The organism is Qipengyuania nanhaisediminis (genome assembly GCF_045862805.1).
In the GTDB taxonomy this organism is placed as follows: Bacteria; Pseudomonadota; Alphaproteobacteria; order Sphingomonadales; family Sphingomonadaceae; genus Erythrobacter; species Erythrobacter nanhaisediminis_A.
Genome location: NZ_AP025760.1, coordinates 1,121,516 through 1,138,548, shown reverse-complemented (window position 1 = coordinate 1,138,548; position 17,033 = coordinate 1,121,516). Strand labels below are relative to the sequence as shown.

14 protein-coding genes and 1 tRNA gene are annotated in these 17,033 nt (G+C 65.8%); 12 read left to right on the top strand and 3 right to left on the bottom strand.

The window, feature by feature from the left end; genetic code table 11:
* Positions 1-5: 5 nt before the first annotated feature.
* Positions 6-81 (bottom strand) — tRNA-Thr (locus ACKTSM_RS05400).
* A gap of 196 nt (positions 82-277) precedes the next feature.
* Between ACKTSM_RS05400 and ACKTSM_RS05395 the strand changes: the two genes are divergently transcribed.
* A complete protein-coding gene (locus ACKTSM_RS05395) occupies positions 278-700 on the top strand; it encodes a TM2 domain-containing protein (RefSeq protein WP_407876098.1) in 423 nt (140 codons plus the stop codon).
* An 83-nt stretch (positions 701-783) separates the two neighbouring features.
* Positions 784-2,064 carry an NADH:flavin oxidoreductase/NADH oxidase family protein gene (locus ACKTSM_RS05390; RefSeq protein ID WP_407876097.1) on the top strand — a complete coding sequence of 427 codons (1,281 nt, stop codon included), beginning with the start codon at positions 784-786 and terminating at the stop codon, positions 2,062-2,064.
* 100 nt (positions 2,065-2,164) lie between these two features.
* Here ACKTSM_RS05390 and ACKTSM_RS05385 read toward each other — a convergent pair whose 3' ends face one another.
* Together ACKTSM_RS05385 and queF are read right to left on the bottom strand one after the other, a co-directional pair.
* Positions 2,165-6,067, bottom strand: coding sequence for an autotransporter domain-containing protein (locus tag ACKTSM_RS05385; RefSeq protein WP_407876096.1), 3,903 nt, complete (start codon positions 6,065-6,067; stop codon positions 2,165-2,167).
* A gap of 364 nt (positions 6,068-6,431) precedes the next feature.
* Positions 6,432-6,884 carry a preQ(1) synthase gene (queF, locus tag ACKTSM_RS05380; protein ID WP_407876095.1) on the bottom strand — a complete coding sequence of 151 codons (453 nt, stop codon included), beginning with the start codon at positions 6,882-6,884 and terminating at the stop codon, positions 6,432-6,434.
* A gap of 167 nt (positions 6,885-7,051) precedes the next feature.
* Here queF and ACKTSM_RS05375 point away from each other — a divergent pair, with 167 nt between their 5' ends.
* The 10 genes from ACKTSM_RS05375 to ACKTSM_RS05330 all read left to right on the top strand — a co-directional run bounded on the left by ACKTSM_RS05375 (position 7,052) and on the right by ACKTSM_RS05330 (position 17,032).
* Positions 7,052-8,653 carry an LPXTG cell wall anchor domain-containing protein gene (locus ACKTSM_RS05375; RefSeq protein WP_407876094.1) on the top strand — a complete coding sequence of 534 codons (1,602 nt, stop codon included), beginning with the start codon at positions 7,052-7,054 and terminating at the stop codon, positions 8,651-8,653.
* Between the two features lie 96 nt (positions 8,654-8,749).
* Positions 8,750-9,607, top strand: a complete 858-nt coding sequence (locus ACKTSM_RS05370; RefSeq protein ID WP_407876093.1) for a sulfurtransferase — start codon at positions 8,750-8,752, stop codon at positions 9,605-9,607.
* The gene (gene metC, locus ACKTSM_RS05365; RefSeq protein ID WP_407876092.1) at positions 9,604-10,827 is read left to right on the top strand and encodes a cystathionine beta-lyase; all 1,224 of its coding nucleotides are present in this window, start codon (positions 9,604-9,606) and stop codon (positions 10,825-10,827) included. The genes ACKTSM_RS05370 and metC overlap by 4 nt, the downstream gene beginning before the upstream one ends.
* Complete coding sequence (locus tag ACKTSM_RS05360; RefSeq protein ID WP_407876091.1) at positions 10,824-11,918, top strand: mechanosensitive ion channel family protein; 1,095 nt, start codon at positions 10,824-10,826, stop codon at positions 11,916-11,918. Before metC ends, ACKTSM_RS05360 begins: the two co-directional genes overlap by 4 nt.
* Positions 11,915-13,006: a mechanosensitive ion channel family protein gene (locus ACKTSM_RS05355; RefSeq protein ID WP_407876090.1), complete on the top strand. Its 1,092-nt coding sequence runs from the start codon at positions 11,915-11,917 to the stop codon at positions 13,004-13,006. Before ACKTSM_RS05360 ends, ACKTSM_RS05355 begins: the two co-directional genes overlap by 4 nt.
* 129 nt (positions 13,007-13,135) lie before the next feature.
* Positions 13,136-13,891, top strand: coding sequence for a uroporphyrinogen-III C-methyltransferase (gene cobA, locus ACKTSM_RS05350; protein ID WP_407876089.1), 756 nt, complete (start codon positions 13,136-13,138; stop codon positions 13,889-13,891).
* Complete coding sequence (locus ACKTSM_RS05345; RefSeq protein WP_407876088.1) at positions 13,888-14,187, top strand: DUF2849 domain-containing protein; 300 nt, start codon at positions 13,888-13,890, stop codon at positions 14,185-14,187. Before cobA ends, ACKTSM_RS05345 begins: the two co-directional genes overlap by 4 nt.
* The gene (locus ACKTSM_RS05340) at positions 14,187-15,818 is read left to right on the top strand and encodes a nitrite/sulfite reductase (RefSeq protein WP_407876087.1); all 1,632 of its coding nucleotides are present in this window, start codon (positions 14,187-14,189) and stop codon (positions 15,816-15,818) included. The genes ACKTSM_RS05345 and ACKTSM_RS05340 overlap by 1 nt, the downstream gene beginning before the upstream one ends.
* Positions 15,811-16,281, top strand: coding sequence for a DUF934 domain-containing protein (locus tag ACKTSM_RS05335; protein ID WP_407876086.1), 471 nt, complete (start codon positions 15,811-15,813; stop codon positions 16,279-16,281). The genes ACKTSM_RS05340 and ACKTSM_RS05335 overlap by 8 nt, the downstream gene beginning before the upstream one ends.
* The gene (locus ACKTSM_RS05330) at positions 16,274-17,032 is read left to right on the top strand and encodes a phosphoadenylyl-sulfate reductase (RefSeq protein ID WP_407876085.1); all 759 of its coding nucleotides are present in this window, start codon (positions 16,274-16,276) and stop codon (positions 17,030-17,032) included. The genes ACKTSM_RS05335 and ACKTSM_RS05330 overlap by 8 nt, the downstream gene beginning before the upstream one ends.
* The last annotated feature ends 1 nt before the right edge of the window (position 17,033 follow it).

The window sequence follows — 17,033 nt, the reverse complement described above, 5'->3', positions numbered from 1 at the left end:
TCGGATGGTGCCGGCTAGAGGAGTCGAACCCCTGACCTGATGATTACAAATCAACTGCTCTACCAACTGAGCTAAGCCGGCCCATCGTCTCGCCGTCGCGCCGCGAAAGGCTCTCGCGAGGGCGAGAGCGCCCGCTAGCCGCAAAGCCGCCTGCAAGTCCAGCCCCCGCGCGCAGCCAATTCGCAGAAGCCCGTATGCGCTTGGTCGAAATACGCCGGAGCGACCTTGCCAAGCCCCATGCAAAGATACATCTTGGGCCTGTCAAAACAGGTGGGACATGGACGACAATCAACGCATCGACACACTTTACGAACAAGGCCGCAAGTCGATGGCGCTGTCCTATCTGCTATGGCTCGTGCTCGGCGCGTTCGGCGCGCACCGCTTCTACAACGGGGCGACCCGGTCAGCGGTGATCCAGCTGGTCCTGACGCTGACAGGTGTCGGGCTGGTGATCGTCATCCCCTGGCTGCTGATCGACCTGTTCCTGATCCCCGGCCTCGTCAACGACAAGAACCGCGAGATCCTCGACCTGCTTACCAGTGACCCGGCCCCTGCAGCCGGTGCCGAAACAGCGCCCCCTCCCCAGGCATTGCCGCCGCGCGAGGCTGAGCTCGACAGCCGCCGCAAGGCGATGCTCGACGACCTGCGCGAGACCGGTTACCGCAAGCCCGAGCGCGCGCGCCACCCGCTCCTGCGCTGAGCGCACTAATAGCCGGTTGCGCGTGACGGGCGCATGACCCTAGGCTAGGTTGCATTCGACAACCGACCCATCGGAGCCGCACCATGCTCGACCAGCCGCTTGCCCTGCCCTGCGGGGCCAGCCTGTCCAACCGCATCGCCAAGGCGGCAATGACCGAAGGGCTGGCCGATCCCGCTGGCCGCCCGACCGCCGCGCTCGAAAGGCTTTACGGCCTGTGGTCCGATGGCGGTGCAGGCCTGCTTCTCACCGGGAACGTGATTGTCGATGCCGACCATCTCGAACGTCCCGGCAATGTGGTGATCGCGGGCGAACCCGATGCCGCATTGCGCGAAAGCCTGGCCAGCTGGGCCGCTGCCGGTACGCGCGGGGGCAACCATTTGTGGGCACAGATCAGCCATGCCGGTCGCCAGACCCCCACCTTGGTCAATCCGCGTCCCAAATCGGCATCCGACGTGCCGCTCGCGCTGCCCGGCGGGCAGTTCGGCAAGCCCGTGCCGCTGACCATCGACGAAATCGGCGAGCTAGTCGAACGCTGGGCGATCGCCGCGCGCGCCTGTCAGCAGGCGGGCTTTACCGGGGTGCAGGTCCACGGCGCGCACGGTTATCTCGTCTCGCAATTCCTGTCGCCGCGCAGCAACCTTCGTGAGGACGAATATGGCGGGAGCCTGGCGAACCGCGCGCGGTTCCTGCGCGAGATCGTGCGCGCGGTGCGCGCAGCGACCGGCCCGGCCTTCCCGGTTTCGGTCAAGCTCAACAGCGCCGATTTCCAGAAGGGCGGCTTTGCCTTTGCGGATTCGTTTCAGGTGGTGCGCTGGCTCGAGGAAGACGGGGTCGACCTGATCGAGATATCGGGCGGAACCTACGAGCAGCCCAAGCTGATGGGGATCGCCGGAATGGAAGAGGAGGAAGCGCAGCCCGACCTCGCCCCCTCTACCGCCGCGCGCGAGGCCTATTTCGTCGATTTCGCCAAGGCCATGCAGGCCGAGGTCTCGGTGCCGCTGATGGTCACCGGCGGATTCCGCAGCCGCCCCGCGATGGTCCAGGCGCTCGAAGCAGGTGCGGCAGACGTGATCGGACTTGGCCGGCCCATGTGCCTTGTCACCAATGCGCCGCACCAGGTGATCGAGGGGCGCGCGCAATTGCCGCGCTACGAGGACGATCTCGGCCTGGTCCCGGGCTGGCTCGGTTTTCTCAAGCGGATCAAGATGGTCCGCGCAGTGGACGGATTTGCCGGGATTTACTGGTTCTACCAACAGCTCTGGCTGCTCGGACATGAAGGGCGCGTCGACGAGGATTTCAGCGTCTTCAAGGCCTTCCGGCTGGTCGAGGCGCGCAACAAGGCACTGATCGCCGTGCGCGGCTGAAGCACTTTTTTGCCAGACCAAAGCAAAAGGGACCGGCCGCGCGGTGCGACCGGTCCCCTTGCTTGCCAGCGCTCGCGCGCCGGCCGGTTTGTTGCTCGCCTTAGAAGGTGAGGCGAACCGTGGCGCGCGCGGCGTGCGCGTCATAGTTGTCGGCGAAGTCGCCGTGATAGCCCAGGCCAATGCTCAGATTGTCGCTGGCTGCGAAATCGAGCCCGGCCGCCACTTCGATGCGGTCCTGTTCCTTTTCCGGAAGGGCGACGGTGAAGCTGCCCAGTTCGGCCGAGGTCAGGTTGAAGTTGCGGGCATCGTCCGAAAGGTCGTGGACGCCTGCAAGGCTGGCAAAGGCGCTGACGCGGTCAGCAAAGTTGCCAGCGATTTCGAGGCCGCCGCGCAGTTCGGTGAAGTCGGCATCGTCGCGAGCGACGGTGTAACCGAATCCGCCGGTCTCGACCGCATCGTCGAAGTTGATCGACGCGCCGTTGATGCCCACGAACGGGATGATCGCTACGTCTTCATCGGCAGCGACATCGTAACCCAGCGTCGCCCGGTAAGCCCAGCCGTCGAAGTCGAAGGCCGAGGAGATCGGGCCGAGCGCACCGTTGCGCGCGGTGTCGATCTCACCGGTGAGATAGGCGATCTCGCCGTTGAGGAAGCCGCGCTCCATGAAGGTGAGGCCGCCATAGACGCCGAGCTTGATGCTCTCGATGTCGGTCTGGCCGCGCTCCGCGCCGCTGAGCGAGAGGTCGTCATTCTCGATGTCGGCATAGCTTGCCAGCACACCGAACCGCGCGCCTTCGCCAAAGGCGATGTCCGCGCCGATCGTGCCGATCATCTGCTCGCTTTCATAGCCGCCGGTCGAAGGCAGGAAACCGTCCTGTTCCGCACCGCGGATGACGAATTCGCCCCAGATGCCGGTGTCCTCGCCCATCAGGTGACGGGTGAGAGCGTGGCTGGCCGCGCTCGATGCCTCGAAGATCTCGCGCGATTCGCCGCCATGCAGAGCGGGGAGCGAATCGAGCGCAACCTGTTCAAGCGCCGCTTCGTCGGGAAGCGCGTTGAATGCGTCGAAATTGGCCTGGCTGAGAGTGCCGGCAGTGACCGCCGCGCCCAGTGCATTGCCGAACGCAACGACATTGGCGTCGGCCGATGCCGTGAGCGGCGTGTCGGCGGTGACGTTGACCGACAGGCTGTCGCCCGTCAGCACGGTCTCGTAAGCGACCAGGAGGTCGTTATCGAGAACGCTGATCGCTGCGCCGTTATCGGTCAGCGTGGTCCCGGCCTGCAGCACCACGACGTTCTGGCCGACGAGATTCGAGCCGAGCGGCGTGTCGATCACGACTTCGCCGGTGTTTTCAAGCGTGATCGAGCCATCGGTCGTGAGGCTATCGACCCCGAGGCCGAAATCGACCCGGCCATCGATCACCACATCGCCCGAAAGCGTGCGATCGCCGCTCACCGCGAGATCGGCCAGCGTGGTGTTCTCGAAACCGACGAAGTTGTCGGCATCGAGCACGCCGCTGAGCACGGCGAGGTCGTTGCCGTCGCCGCCGAGCACCAGACCGGCGATCGAGGAGGCCGAGCCGTTGAGCGTGAAGGTGTCATCGCCAAGGCCCAGATCGACATCGCCGTCGACGCTGGCACCCGCTTCCTGAGTGAAGCTGTCATTGTCGGCGCCGAGCGCGACAGCGGTGCCGCCGGTCCCGGTGATCGAGCCGGTATTGGTCACGGTCTGGACGCCGGCATCGGCATTGACACCGATCACGCCGGTGATCGAACCGTCATTGGCCAGCACGGCATCGGCGCCGAAACGCACGCCGTCGCTGTTGCCCGAGCTGATCGAGCCGCCGGCTGCATTGGTAACATCGGCACTGCCGCCAATGTCGAGCCCGCGCGCCAGGTCAGCCGAGATGCTGCCGCTATTGGTGACGGTGGCATCGCCGAGCACGGTCACGCCCTGCGAACCGTCGCCGGTGGTAGCGATCGAACCGGCATTGCTGACAGTGCCGTTGCCGTCGACCAGCACACCGCCGGCATTGTCGCCGCTTGTGGTGATGGCGCTGTTGCTGGTGAGGGTCACGGTCGCATCGGTCCCGGTCAGGATCGCACTTGCATCGTCGCCGGTGGTATCGATCGTGCCGTCATTGTCGACGGTGCCATTGGCCCCGACCGAGATCGCGACTGCCTGCTGCCCACCGGTCGCAATCGATCCGGTATTGGTGACCGAGGCATTGTCGAGCGCGTCGACAGCAAAGCCAAAATCGCCGGTGGTGGCGATGTTGCCAGCATTGGTGAGCGTGCCGTCATTGAGCAGCGAGACAGCAAAGCCGCCCGCGCCATTGGCCGTGATCGAGCCAGCAGCATCGTTGTTCACGCTGGTGCCATCGCCTGCGCCGAAGACCGCGAAGCTGTCATCGCCATCGGCGGTGATCGAACCACTATTGGTCAGCGACGCGTCGGTCGCCAGCACTACGCCATCGGAAACCACGCCAGCGGTCGAAATGCTGCCCGAATTGTCGACCGTCGAGCCGGTGCCGACAGTGACGCCGGCCGAGCCGTCGCCGGTGGTGGCGATATCGCCGGCATTGCTGACAACGCTATTGGCGCGCGTTTCGACACCTGCGGCATTGGTGCCGCTGGTGGCGACGGCGCTGTTCGCGGTCAGGGTGACAGTCGAATTTTCGTAAGCAACGATGCCGGTGGCATCATCGCCGCTGGTCGTGACCGAGCCGTCATTGGTGACGGTGCTGCCCGCACGCACCGAGATCCCGAAGGATTCCTGCCCGGCGGTTTCGACCGTGCCATTGTTGACGACCGTTCCTTCGCCGAACACGTCGAGGCCGATGGCGAAGTCGCCATTGGTCTCAACCGAGCCGTCATTGGTGATCGCGCCGCCGTCGAGCAGCGACACGCCGTAGCTGCCGGTGCCATTGGTGACGATCAGTCCGCCGGCCTCGTTGGTCACGGTGATGTCGTTGCCCGCGCCAAATACGCCGAAGCTCTCATTGCCTTCGGTGGCGATGGTGCCGCTATTGGTGAGGGTGCTGTTCGCTCCGAGTACGACGGCATCGGAGAAGTCGTTGCCCTCGGTCGAGATCGTGTCGGTGTTGGTCACGCTCGAATTGGCGCCGACCGAAACGCCGGCAGCGGTGGTGCCGGTGGCCGCGATGAGACCCGAATTGTTGACGACCGCGTTGTCGCCAAGGGTGATCGCGGTAAGGTTGTCGCCAAGGACCACGACATTGCCGGTATTGGTGACATCGGCATCCGCGCCTGCGCTCACGGCACTTGCGCCGTCGCCGAAGGTCTGGACGAGACCGTCATTGGTCACGGTCAGCCCGTCGGCACCCGAAATCGCGGCGCTCGCATCACCGCCGGTGATGATAGAGCCGGTGACCGAATTGTTGACGGTGACATCGTTGCCGAATGCATCGACACCAGCAGAATTCGCGCCATTGGTCTGGACCAGCGCATTGTTGGTGAAGGTGCTGCCCTCGGCCAGCGCGACGCCTGCCGAACCGGAACCGGTGGTGAAAACCGTCCCGTCATTGGTGACGAGCGAATTGTCCTCGGTTTCGACAGCTGCTGCGCTGTCGCCATTGGTCTCGATATAGCCGCCAATGGTGATGTCCGAGTTGTCGCCCACGAGCAGGCCGCCCTCGAAATCGAAATTGGTGACGATCGCGCCATCCACCACGCCGTCGACAGCGCCGGTGATCGCGATCGAGCTTGCGACATAGGCACCGGTCTGGACGTCGAGCGCGAGCGGGTTGCCCGTCACGTCGAAGAAGCCGTCGGGATCGAGCCCCGGTGCGCAGGTGACCGTGCCGCCCAGCTCAACGCATTCCTGCGGGTTGGCAGGGATCAGCGGCGGGGTCGGGGTCGGGGTCGCGCCGACGGGCGGCGGAGCGCTCTGAGCAAGGGCCGTGCCGGCCAGGCCAGCAGTAAGGGCAAGAGCCGAAGCGCCACCAATGGCGCGGATCTTCATCGAGAGTGTAGTTTGCATATTTGACCTTTCGCAAAGAGCTTAAGGGGGTGAACTCATGTGCTTGCCGGTCGCGCCGGAACTGCCGTGCAAAACAAGGCGCGACCCTTCTGCACGGCGCTATGGTGGTTATATTACCGAGGCGTAAATCGGTTCCCAGCTTTTTTTGGATAATTAACCAATAGATTTATTGATTTATTCAGCGTGACTGCATACGCGCGCCGCCCGCAAGCCCGCGCTCGCGGACCATACTGCATACGCGCACCGCCCGCAAGCCCGCGCTCGCGGACCATGGTGCGCACTGCTTTTAGGCACGGCTCGGCGAAGCGATCCGCGCCGCGTATTTCACGAAATCCGGACAGGCGCCCTCGCGCCGAAATGCGGGTCAGCCGCGCCCGCGATAGGACGGCACGCCCTGGTCGGGCAGCCACAGCCCTTCGGGCGGCGCTCCGCTCTGCCAGAACACGTCGATCGGGATGCCTCCGCGCGGATACCAGTAGCCCCCGATCCTGAGCCAACGCGGGGCCATTTCCTCGAACAGGCGCTGGCCAATTCCCACCGTCACGTCTTCGTGAAAGCCGTTGTGATTGCGGAAACTGCCCAGGAACAGCTTCAGGCTCTTCGATTCGACGATCGTTTCACCCGGCGCGTAATCGATCACGAGGTGCGCGAAATCGGGCTGGCCGGTGACGGGGCACAGCGAGGTGAACTCGGGCGAGACGAAGCGCACGCAATACAGCGTGCCCTTGCGCGGATTGGGCACGTAATCGAGCACCGCCTGTTCGGGAGAATCGGGCAGCGGGGTGTTCTTGCCGAGAAAGGCGGGTGTGCTTTCCATGCCGCGCTGTTGCCGCGAAAGGTGCGTGCATGCAAGCCGGGAACTGGACGCTTCGGCCAGGCACACTATGTCAGGCGCGACACGAAACACTGCCGAGATGCGTTCCGCGCCGCCCGGGCCGGGATGCTCAAGGCAGGTTCAGGCACCACCCCTATACCGACAACGCCATGATGCGCGCGCAACCTTCTCCCTTCTCTTCCCTCCCTCGACCGGCGGTCACCCGCCTGGCGCTCCTGGCATCGGCTGGCGCGCTCGCGCTTGCAGCTCCGCTGGGCGCGCAGAACTCGCCGCGCGGCTTTTCGCTTCCCACGCCCACGCCGACGCCGAGCGCGGCCGCTCAGGGTCCGGTCGACGTGCGCGACGGGGTCCCGATCGCCCCGCGCGTGATCCGCGAGGCACCGACGCCGGCTCCGACACCGGCTTCGACACCAACCCCGGCACCGACCCCGGCACCGGCACCGACCCCGGCCGCAACTCCGGCTCCGGCGCCCACCTCGGCCTCCACTCCATCGGCAACCCGGACAGCCACTCCGACGCGCACGCCGGCTCCCGCTCCAGCGAGCACCCGGGGCCGTCCCGCACAGTCCGCTCCCGCACGGACAGCACCCGACGAAAGCGCGCCTGCCGCGAACGACGCCGAGCCGCCATCCGGCGCATCCATCCCGCTCGACGCGATTGCAGGGCCGGGCTTCGACAGCCTGCCCGATAGCGATGAGGATCTCCCCGCGATCGGGCCCGATGGCTATTACGATGTCCTTGTCGATGAGGGCGACGATGCGGCGCTGGAAGGCAGTGCGGGCGATGGTATGCCCTCGGCCGCAACGCCGGGCGATGATACGGGCCAGCGCAGTGCGATCATGGCCGCGCTCGGGATTGCGGCGCTGCTGGGCGCTCTTCTCGCCATGTGGCTGCTGCGTCGTCGCCGCCGCGCCGCTTCGCAGCTCGCAAGCCCCGATGAAGGCGTCGGTCTTGCCCACGGCGTGCGCGAAACGATTCGCAACCGCATGACGACCCCGCTCGGCACGCTTGACGGCGGCGATGGCGAAGAAGGCGCTCACGAAGTGGACGGCGCTGGAGACGACGCGTCTGCCCCGGGCGATGATTTCGCCCAGCCTGCATTCGGCCATTCGGAGACGGACGAAGTGGCCCCGCCCCCGGCCGCACCGCACGAACAGGCCGAACCCACCACCCCGCTTGCCACAGGCGCTGCTGCCGCGAGCGCCGGCGCAAGCGCGGCCTTGGAGCGAGCGCGAATCGATTGCGCGATCGAGATCGTCAATGCCTCGCGCAGCCTGATGATGTTCACGCTCGAATTCCGGGTCGAGGTCGCCAATCGCTCGGACAGGGCGGTGCGCGACCTGCAATTGCGCGCACGCCTCGCCTGTGCGCAAAGCGGGATCGCGCCCGGGCAGTCGCTCGCGGGCGAGCCTGCCTTTGCGACCATCGATCGCATCGGCCCGCACCAGAGCCGCCGTGTCGCCGGCCAGATGCAGATGCAGCTGAGCGCATTCACTCCCATGCTCCAGGGCGCCAAACCTCTCTTCATCCCGCTGCTGCATCTCGCCGTGGAAGGGGCCGGGATCGATCTTGTGCGCCAGAGCCACGTGATCGGCAGTCCCAGCGCGCACAGCCAAACGCGTGTCCACCCGCTCCCGCTCGACGGGCCGCCCGGCTCGCTTGCTCCGCTGCGCGCGCAGCGCGTGGCCGAAGCCTCGGGCGATGGCGAGACCGGTTCGCCTGCCGGCGCATCGCCAGTGCCCCAACCCTGATCGCGCCCAAGCTGATCGCGCTGCCCCATCGGGCACGGGCTTGCGCAGGGGCCGAGCGAGGCGCTACGCACCGCCTTGCATAAGGGGAGAGCGCGCGTGGACAGCCTGATTTCGACCGATTGGCTGGCAGAACGGCTCGGCGATCCGGGCCTTGTGGTGCTCGACGCGACCCGCCACCTTCCCGCCGCCCGCCGCGACGCGGCACGCGAATTTGCCGAGGGCCATCTGCCGGGCGCCCGCTTTCTCGAGCTCGAAACGCTCTACGATCCGGATTCGCCCGTTCCCTCCGCCCTTCCGAGCGCGGCGCAGCTGGCCGAGCGGCTGGCCGTGCTGGGAGTGGAAGCGGGCGATGCCATCGTGATCTATGATGACAGCGCGGTGAAGACTTCGGCGCGGGCTTGGTTCACCCTGACAGCGCACGGAATCGAACGGGTCGCGGTGCTCGATGGCGGGCTGGCGAAATGGCGGTCCGAGGGGCGCCCGCTCGAAAGCGGGGCTGGCGAGCACAGGCATGCCGCGCCGCTCGCCCTCGCCCCTGCGCGCGAGGTCGCGGGCAAGGTCGATGTTCTCAAGGCGCTCGACGATTATTCGGCGCAGATCCTCGATGCCCGCGCGCGCGAGCGGGTGTTCGGCACCGGCACCGACCCCGTGCATGGTGGACGCAACGGACGCATTCCCGGCTCGCTCAACCTGCCCTATGGCGAATTGTTCGCGGCAGACGGCACCTTCAAGCCGCCCGGTACCTTGCGCGCTCTATTCGAAGAGGCCGGGCTCGACTGGGACCAGCCGGTCATCACCACTTGCGGCAGCGGGGTGACGGCAAGCGTGTTGCTGTTCGCCCTCCGCCTCGCGGGAAAGCGCGACGTGCGGCTTTATGATGGCAGCTGGCAGGAATGGGAGGCCGACCCTGACACGCCCAAGCACGAAGGACCGGTCCGGGAAGGCGCCACATGACCGGTGAAGGGAAAGGCGGCAAGAGCACGGGCGAAACCGATCGCCCCGCCACCCGCATCGCCCATGCCGGTAGGCGCGAGGAATGGACAGGCCCGGTGGTCAACGTGCCGGTCTGGCGCGCTTCGACCCATCTCTATCCCGACGAGGCCTCGCGCAAGGCCGCGCTAGCGCACAACGCCGACGGCACCTTCTTCTATGGTCGACGCGGCGCGCCGACCCAGTGGGCACTTGCCGAGGCGCTGACCGAAATCGAGCCGGGTGCCGTGGGCACCGTGCTCTATCCCAGCGGCGTTGCCGCGATTGCCGGATGCCTTCTCGCCGTGCTCGAGCCGGGAGACCACCTGCTGGTCTGTGACAATGCCTATGACCCCACGCGCGCGATGGCCAAGGGGCTGCTCGCGCGGATGGGGATCACGCACAGCTTTTTCGACCCGCTCGACCCCGATGGTTTTGCCGTATTGCTCGAAGCAAGCTCGGCGCGCGCGGTGTGGCTCGAAAGTCCCGGTAGTCTGACGATGGAAGTGTGTGACGTGCCCGCGCTCTCCGCCCGTGCGCGCGAGGCCGGTGCCGTCAGCCTGATCGACAACACCTGGGCGAGCGCGCTGGGCTTTGCCGCGCTCGAAAAGGGCTGCGACATCGTCATGCAGTCGCTGTCGAAGCATGTCGGGGGCCATTCGGACCTGATGATGGGCGCAGCGAGCGCGGGTGCGCGCTGGCACAAGCCGCTGCGCATGACCGCGCAGGCTCTCGGCCAAGTCGTCTCGCCCGACGATGCCGCACTCGCCTCGCGGGGCCTGCGCACCATGGCCGTGCGGCTGGAACGCGCGGCGGCCAGCGCGCTGGAAATCGCCCGCTGGCTCGAAGGGCAGCCGCAGGTCGCGCACGTGCTGTGCCCGATGCTCGAAAGCGATCCCTGCCACGCGCTGTGGCGCCGCGATTTCACCGGCGGATGCGGACTGTTCTCCTTCGTGCTTGCAGGCGAGGATCCGCAGGCGAGCGCGCGCCTCGCCGATAGGCTCGAAATGTTCGGGATCGGCTATAGCTGGGGCGGATTCGAAAGCCTCGCTCTGCCGATTTTCCCGGCCGAACACCGCTCGGTGATGGATTTGCCGCGGCTGGCTGGCGGTGCGAGCGCCATTCGCCTATCGATCGGGCTCGAAGACCCGCAGGACCTGATCAGCGACCTCGCTCAGGCGCTTGCCAAGCTGGATGACCGATGACCGCCCCGATCGTGACCGACATTGTGCCGCCCGACGCAACCGGCGATGAAACCCCGCCTTCCCAGGCGGAAGATGCGGGGGCGGCCGACACCCCGGCACAGGCTGTGCAGGATGGCGCCGCCGACGCTCCCGTCGAGGTCGAGACCGCCGACGAAATCGTGGCCGGGGTCGCATCGCAGAGCGAGACCGCCGGCTCGCTGCTGATGCAGCTCGACCAGCTCGCGCTCGAGACCTCCTCGTTCCGGGTCTCGGTGCTCGACCTGCTGGTGCTGGGCGGGGTCGTCCTGCTGGTGATCGGCGGTGCCTGGCTGCTGACGCGGGCGGTGCACAAGGCGATCGAGCGTTTCACCCGGCTCTCGGGCTCGCAGGCGCTCCTGGTCGAAAAGCTCGCCACCATCGCGATCTGGGGTGCGGCCTTCTTCGTCGGGATCGATCTTGTCGGGGTCGACCTCACCGCGCTCGCCTTTTTCGGCGGAGCGTTCGGCCTGGCGATCGGGTTCGGCCTTCAGAAGACCTTCGGCAATCTTATTGCCGGGATCATCCTGCTGATGGACAAGTCGATCAAGCCCGGCGATGTCATCTCGGTCGCCGACACCGCTGGCAACGAAACCTTCGGCGAGATCCGCAAGATCGGTATTCGCGCGGTTTCGGTCACCACCCGCGACCGGCGCGAATACCTGATCCCCAACGAGAACCTGATGATCAACCAGGTCGAGAACTGGTCCTATTCCTCGCGTGTGGTACGCATGAACGTGGCGGTCGGGATCAGCTATGATGCCGATATGCGGCTCGCCGAGGAACTGATGCTCGAAGCCGCGCGCAAGGCGCCTCGCGTCCTCGAGGACCCGCCGCCGGTGGTGTGGATGAGCGAATATGGCGACAGCTCGGTCAATTTCCTCATCCATTGCTGGATCAACGACCCCGAACAGGGCGTCGGCAATGTCCGCTCCGAAGTGCTCAAGAACCTGTGGTGGCTGCTCAAGGAGCACGATATCGAAATTCCCTTCCCGCAGCGCGACATCAATCTGCGCGACAATCCGCAATTGCAGGACCTGATCGCCGCGATCGGCGGAGCGGAGCCGCGGCCATGAGCGTGCGAACCGTCGGATCCCCGGCCGGCAATCCCGATATGCCAGGGGATGGTTCGGCCGAGAGCGCCGAGAACGCCGAGGCGCTGCAACCCGGGCAATTGTGGAGCTATGCCGAAGAGGCCGAGCAGATCGAGCAATTGTCGAGCGTTGCCGAGGGCGCCAAGGAAGGGCTCGCCGCGCAAAGCGACACGATGAGCGCGCTGATCGACACGCTCGACGGCTGGGCGGTGGTGTTCGGATCGATCCGCATCTCGGCCTTCGACGTCGGCTTCCTGCTGGCGACGATCACCATTGTCGTCACCGCCGCATGGCTGCTGACGCGGGTTGCCCGGCGCATTGTGAAGCGTATCGCGCGTTTCGATGAGGCGCAGAAATTGCTGGCGGAAAAGCTCGCGACCATCGCGATCTGGACGCTGGCCTTCTTCATCACCGTAGACCTGGTCGGGATCGACCTCACCGCGCTCGCCATATTCGGCGGCGCCTTCGGCCTTGCCATCGGTTTTGGCCTGCAAAAGACCTTCGGCAACCTGATCTCGGGCATCCTCCTGCTGCTCGACAAGTCGATCAAGCCGGGCGACGTGATCTCGGTCACCGACCAGGCGGGAAACGAGGCGGTCGGGCAGATCCGCAAGATCGGCATCCGCGCGATTTCGGTCATCACCCGCGACCAGACCGAACACCTCATTCCCAACGAGAACCTGATGGTGAACCAGGTCGTCAACTGGTCCTATTCGAGCCGCGACGTGCGGGTGAAGGCGCCGGTGGGCGTGTCCTATGACAGCGATCTGGAACTGGTGAGCCGGCTGCTCTACCAGGCGGTCGAAGACACCGAACGCGTGCTCGACAGGCCCAAGCCGCGCGTCAACGTGATGGAATTCGGCGACAATTCGGTCAATTTCGAAGTGCGCTTCTGGATCCAGGACCCCGAGGAGGGGATCGCGAATATTCGCTCGGACGTCTACATGCGCATCTGGCGTCTGTTCAAGGAACACGAGATCGAGATCCCCTTCCCCCAGCGCGACCTTCATCTGCGATCATCGAAACAGCTCGATCAGCTGGTCGAACTGATGAGCTCCACCAAGGCATAGACCGCAGCCGACGGCGCGCGCGGACACGGCCAACGCCGCACGGGCATACTGCTTTGCGAAAGCTTTGCTTGCGCGGGGCCAATCCATTCTCGCTGGCGGGGCGCGGCGCGCTCGCCCATTTTCGGGCCCATGCAAACCGGCACCATCTTTCTCGTCGGCGCGGGTCCGGGTGACCCCGAACTGCTCACTCTGCGCGCCGCGCGCCTGCTCGAGACCGCGGAAGTTATCGTCCATGACGGCCTCGTCAGCGATGCGATCCTCGCTCTCGCCAATCCGCAAGCCCGGCTGATCTCGGTCGCCAAGAAACGCTCGCGCCACACTCTGCCGCAGGACCGGATCAACGCCCTGCTGGTGCGCGAGGCGAAAGCCGGGCGCGATGTCGTGCGGCTGAAGGGCGGCGACCCGCTGATCTTCGGGCGCGGCGGCGAAGAAGCCGAAGAGGCACGCGCGCACGGCGTTGCGGTAGAAATCATCCCCGGTATCTCGGCCGCCAACGGCGCAGCGGCAGCCACCGGGATCGCGCTCACGCACCGCGATGCGGCAAGCGTGGTCAGCTTCGTCGCCGGCCAGTGCAAGGGTCTGTCCGAACAGGACTGGTCGGGCCTTGCCGGAAAGGGCCGCACGCTCGTCATCTATATGGGCGTCAAGACCGCCCCGCAGATCGCTGAAAAGCTGATGGAAGACGGGCTCGCACCCGAAATGCCGCTGGCCGTGATCGAGAACGCATCGACCCCGAAAATGCGCGTGGTCCGCGGGCTTCTTGCAGGGCTCCCCGATCTCGTCGCCGCTCACGCCATCAAGAGCCCCGCTCTGATCGTCATCGGCGATGTCACCGCACGCGAGGATGCCGCTATCGGCGCGATCGCGCTGGAGGCGGCGCGATGAGAGTGCTCACCGGAAACGACCTCAAGACAGGCGATGTGATCTGGTGGACCGGCACGGGCTGGTCGCGTCATGTCGATGATGCCGCCGATGCGGGCGAGCGCGCCGAGGAAGTGCTCGCCACCGAGGAAGCCGCGCGCCGGGTCAATGTGGCCTATGTGATCGAGGCCAGCCGCGAGGCCGATGGCAGCGTGCGCCCCGCCCATATCAAGGACCGCATCCGCGCTCTTGGCCCGACCGTGCGGCCCGACCTCACTCTCAAGCCGCGCGATCCGCAGGCGATCGACTGGGTGATCTGATGTACGCTTACGACACTTACGACCAGGCCATGGTCGATGCCCGGGTCGCCGAATTCCGCGACCAGGCGCGCCGCCGGCTCGAAGGCAAGCTGTCCGAAGAGCAGTTCAAGCCGCTCCGGCTGATGAACGGGCTTTACCTACAGCTGCACGCCTACATGCTGCGCGTCGCGATCCCCTATGGCACGCTCAATTCGCGCCAGATGACAGCGCTGGGCGATATCGCGGACAAGTATGATCGCGGCTACGGCCACTTCACCACTCGCCAGAACCTGCAATACAATTGGATCAGGCTCGAAGATGCGGCAGACATCCTCGCCGATCTCGCCAAGGTCGAGATGCACGCGATCCAGACCAGCGGAAACTGCATCCGCAACATCTCCTCCGACCATTTCGCAGGCGCTGCCCATGACGAGGTCACCGACCCGCGTCCCTTCGCCGAATTGCTGCGCCAGTGGTCGAGTTTCCACCCGGAATTCAGTTATTTGCCGCGCAAGTTCAAGATCGCGGTGATCGCGTCCGAAAAAGACCGCGCGGCGCTGCGGCTGCACGATATCGGCATCCAGATCGTTCGCGGCGATGCGGGCGATCTCGGCGCGCGCTTCTTTGTCGGCGGCGGCATGGGGCGCACCCCGATGATTGCGCCGATGATCCGCGATTTCGTTCCGCTCGACCAGCTCGTCACCTATGCCGAGGCGTGCTTGCGCGTCTACAACCGCCACGGGCGGCGCGACAACAAATACAAGGCGCGTATCAAGATCCTCGTTCACGAACTCGGCGCGGACGAATATACCCGCCAGGTCGAGGAGGAATTCGCGCATTTGCTGGAAATCGGCGTCGAGCCGCCACGCGCGGAACTCGCCCGGATCGCCGCCCATTTCGCCGACCCGCCCTTCGAAGACGGACCCAAGCACTTCGACCGCTCGGACCCCGATTTCGCGCTCTGGGTCGATCGCAACACCCATCGCCACAAGCACGACGGCCATGTTAGCGCGGTCATCTCGCTAAAGCCGGTCGGCGGCATTCCCGGCGATGCCACCGGCGATCAGATGCGGCTGATGGCGCAGCTGGCAGAGCAATATTCCTTCGACGAATTGCGGATCATGCACACGCAGAACGTGGTGCTCCCCCATGTCCGGATTGCCGACCTTCCGGCGCTTTGGGAGGCGCTCGACAAGGCCGGGCTGGGCGCACCCAACATGGACACGATCGAGGACATGATCGCCTGCCCCGGGCTCGATTATTGCAGCCTCGCCAATGCCCGCTCGATTCCGCTCGCACAGCGCATTTCCGAACGCTTCGACGCTTCCGGCAAGACCGAAAGGCTGGGAGAGCTGAAGCTCAAGATTTCGGGCTGCATCAATGCCTGCGGCCATCACCATGCAGGCCATATCGGCATTCTCGGGGTCGATCGCAAAGGGGTGGAGAACTACCAGCTCTCGCTCGGCGGGAGCGAGGCAGAGGATGTCAGCCTCGCCAAGATCACCGGCCCAGGTTTCACCGAGGAGGGGGTGATCGCCGCGGTCGATACCGTCACCGATGTCTATCTCGCGCAGCGCGAGGGCGAGGAACGCTTTCTCGACACCTATCGCCGGATCGGGATGGAGCCATTCAAGGAGGCGCTTTATGGGTAATTCATCCGATCTCGGCCCCTCGCCCGACATTGTGCAATTCCGTTTCCGTGACGACGACATGGCCGATCACGGCGCGGTCACGGTCGATGCCGCGCTCGAACAGGACAATGCCCGCGCGGTGCGGATCGAGCCGGGAGACGATGCGCGCGCATTGCTGCCGCACCTCGAACGTTTCGACCTGGTCGAGATCAACTTTCCCAGCTTTGCCGACGGGCGCGGCTATTCGGCCGCGCGGCTCCTGCGCGAAGCGGGATATACGGGCGAATTGCGCGCGGTGGGCGATGTCCTGATCGACCAGCTCGGTCATATGCGCCGCTGCGGGTTCGACAGTTTCGCGCCCGACACACCGCTCGACGAAGACGATGCCGCGCGCGCCTTTGCGACCTTCGACCATGTCTACCAGCACGCTGCCGACACGCTCGCCGGACGGCGGCGCACGATTCCTGGGCTGCGCCATGAATGAGATGCGCCCGATCGACCGGCTCGACACCGCCCCGCGCTTTACAGACCACGATGCGGTGCGCCTGAACCGCATGTTCCGCGGCGCATCGACCCGCGAAATGCTCGAGGCGGTGATCGGCGACGGTCTTGCAGGCGAGGTCGCCACCGTGTCGAGCTTCGGCGCGGAAAGCGCGGTGCTGTTGCACCTGCTAGCCTGCGTCGATCCGCACGTGCCGGTCCTGTTTCTCGATACCGGAAAGCATTTTGCCGAGACGATCGGCTATCGCGACACGCTGGTCGCGCGGCTTGGCCTCGCCAATCTGCAGGTGCTCGCCCCCGACCCGGCCGACATCGCCGCGCGCGACGAGACGGGACTGCGGTGGTCCTACGATCCCGATGGCTGCTGCGAGATCCGCAAGGTTCGCCCGCTCGCCGCCGCGCTGTCGCGCTACGATGCGAGCTTTACCGGGCGCAAGGCATTCCAGTCGGCGACGCGGGCCAATTTGCCGCGCTTCGAGATCGACACCTCCGATGGCGCCGGGCGGCTGAAGATCAACCCTTTGATCGACTGGGATGCGAGCCGGATCGAGGGCTATTTCATCGAACACGATTTGCCGCGCCACCCGCTGGTCGCGCGCGGCTTTCCCTCGATCGGCTGCGAGCCGTGCACCCACAAGGTCGCGCCGGGCGAAGACCCGCGCTCGGGCCGCTGGAAGGGCTGGGACAAGACCGAGTGCGGCATCCACAAGCCGGGCGAGGAACCCTTCCTCTAGC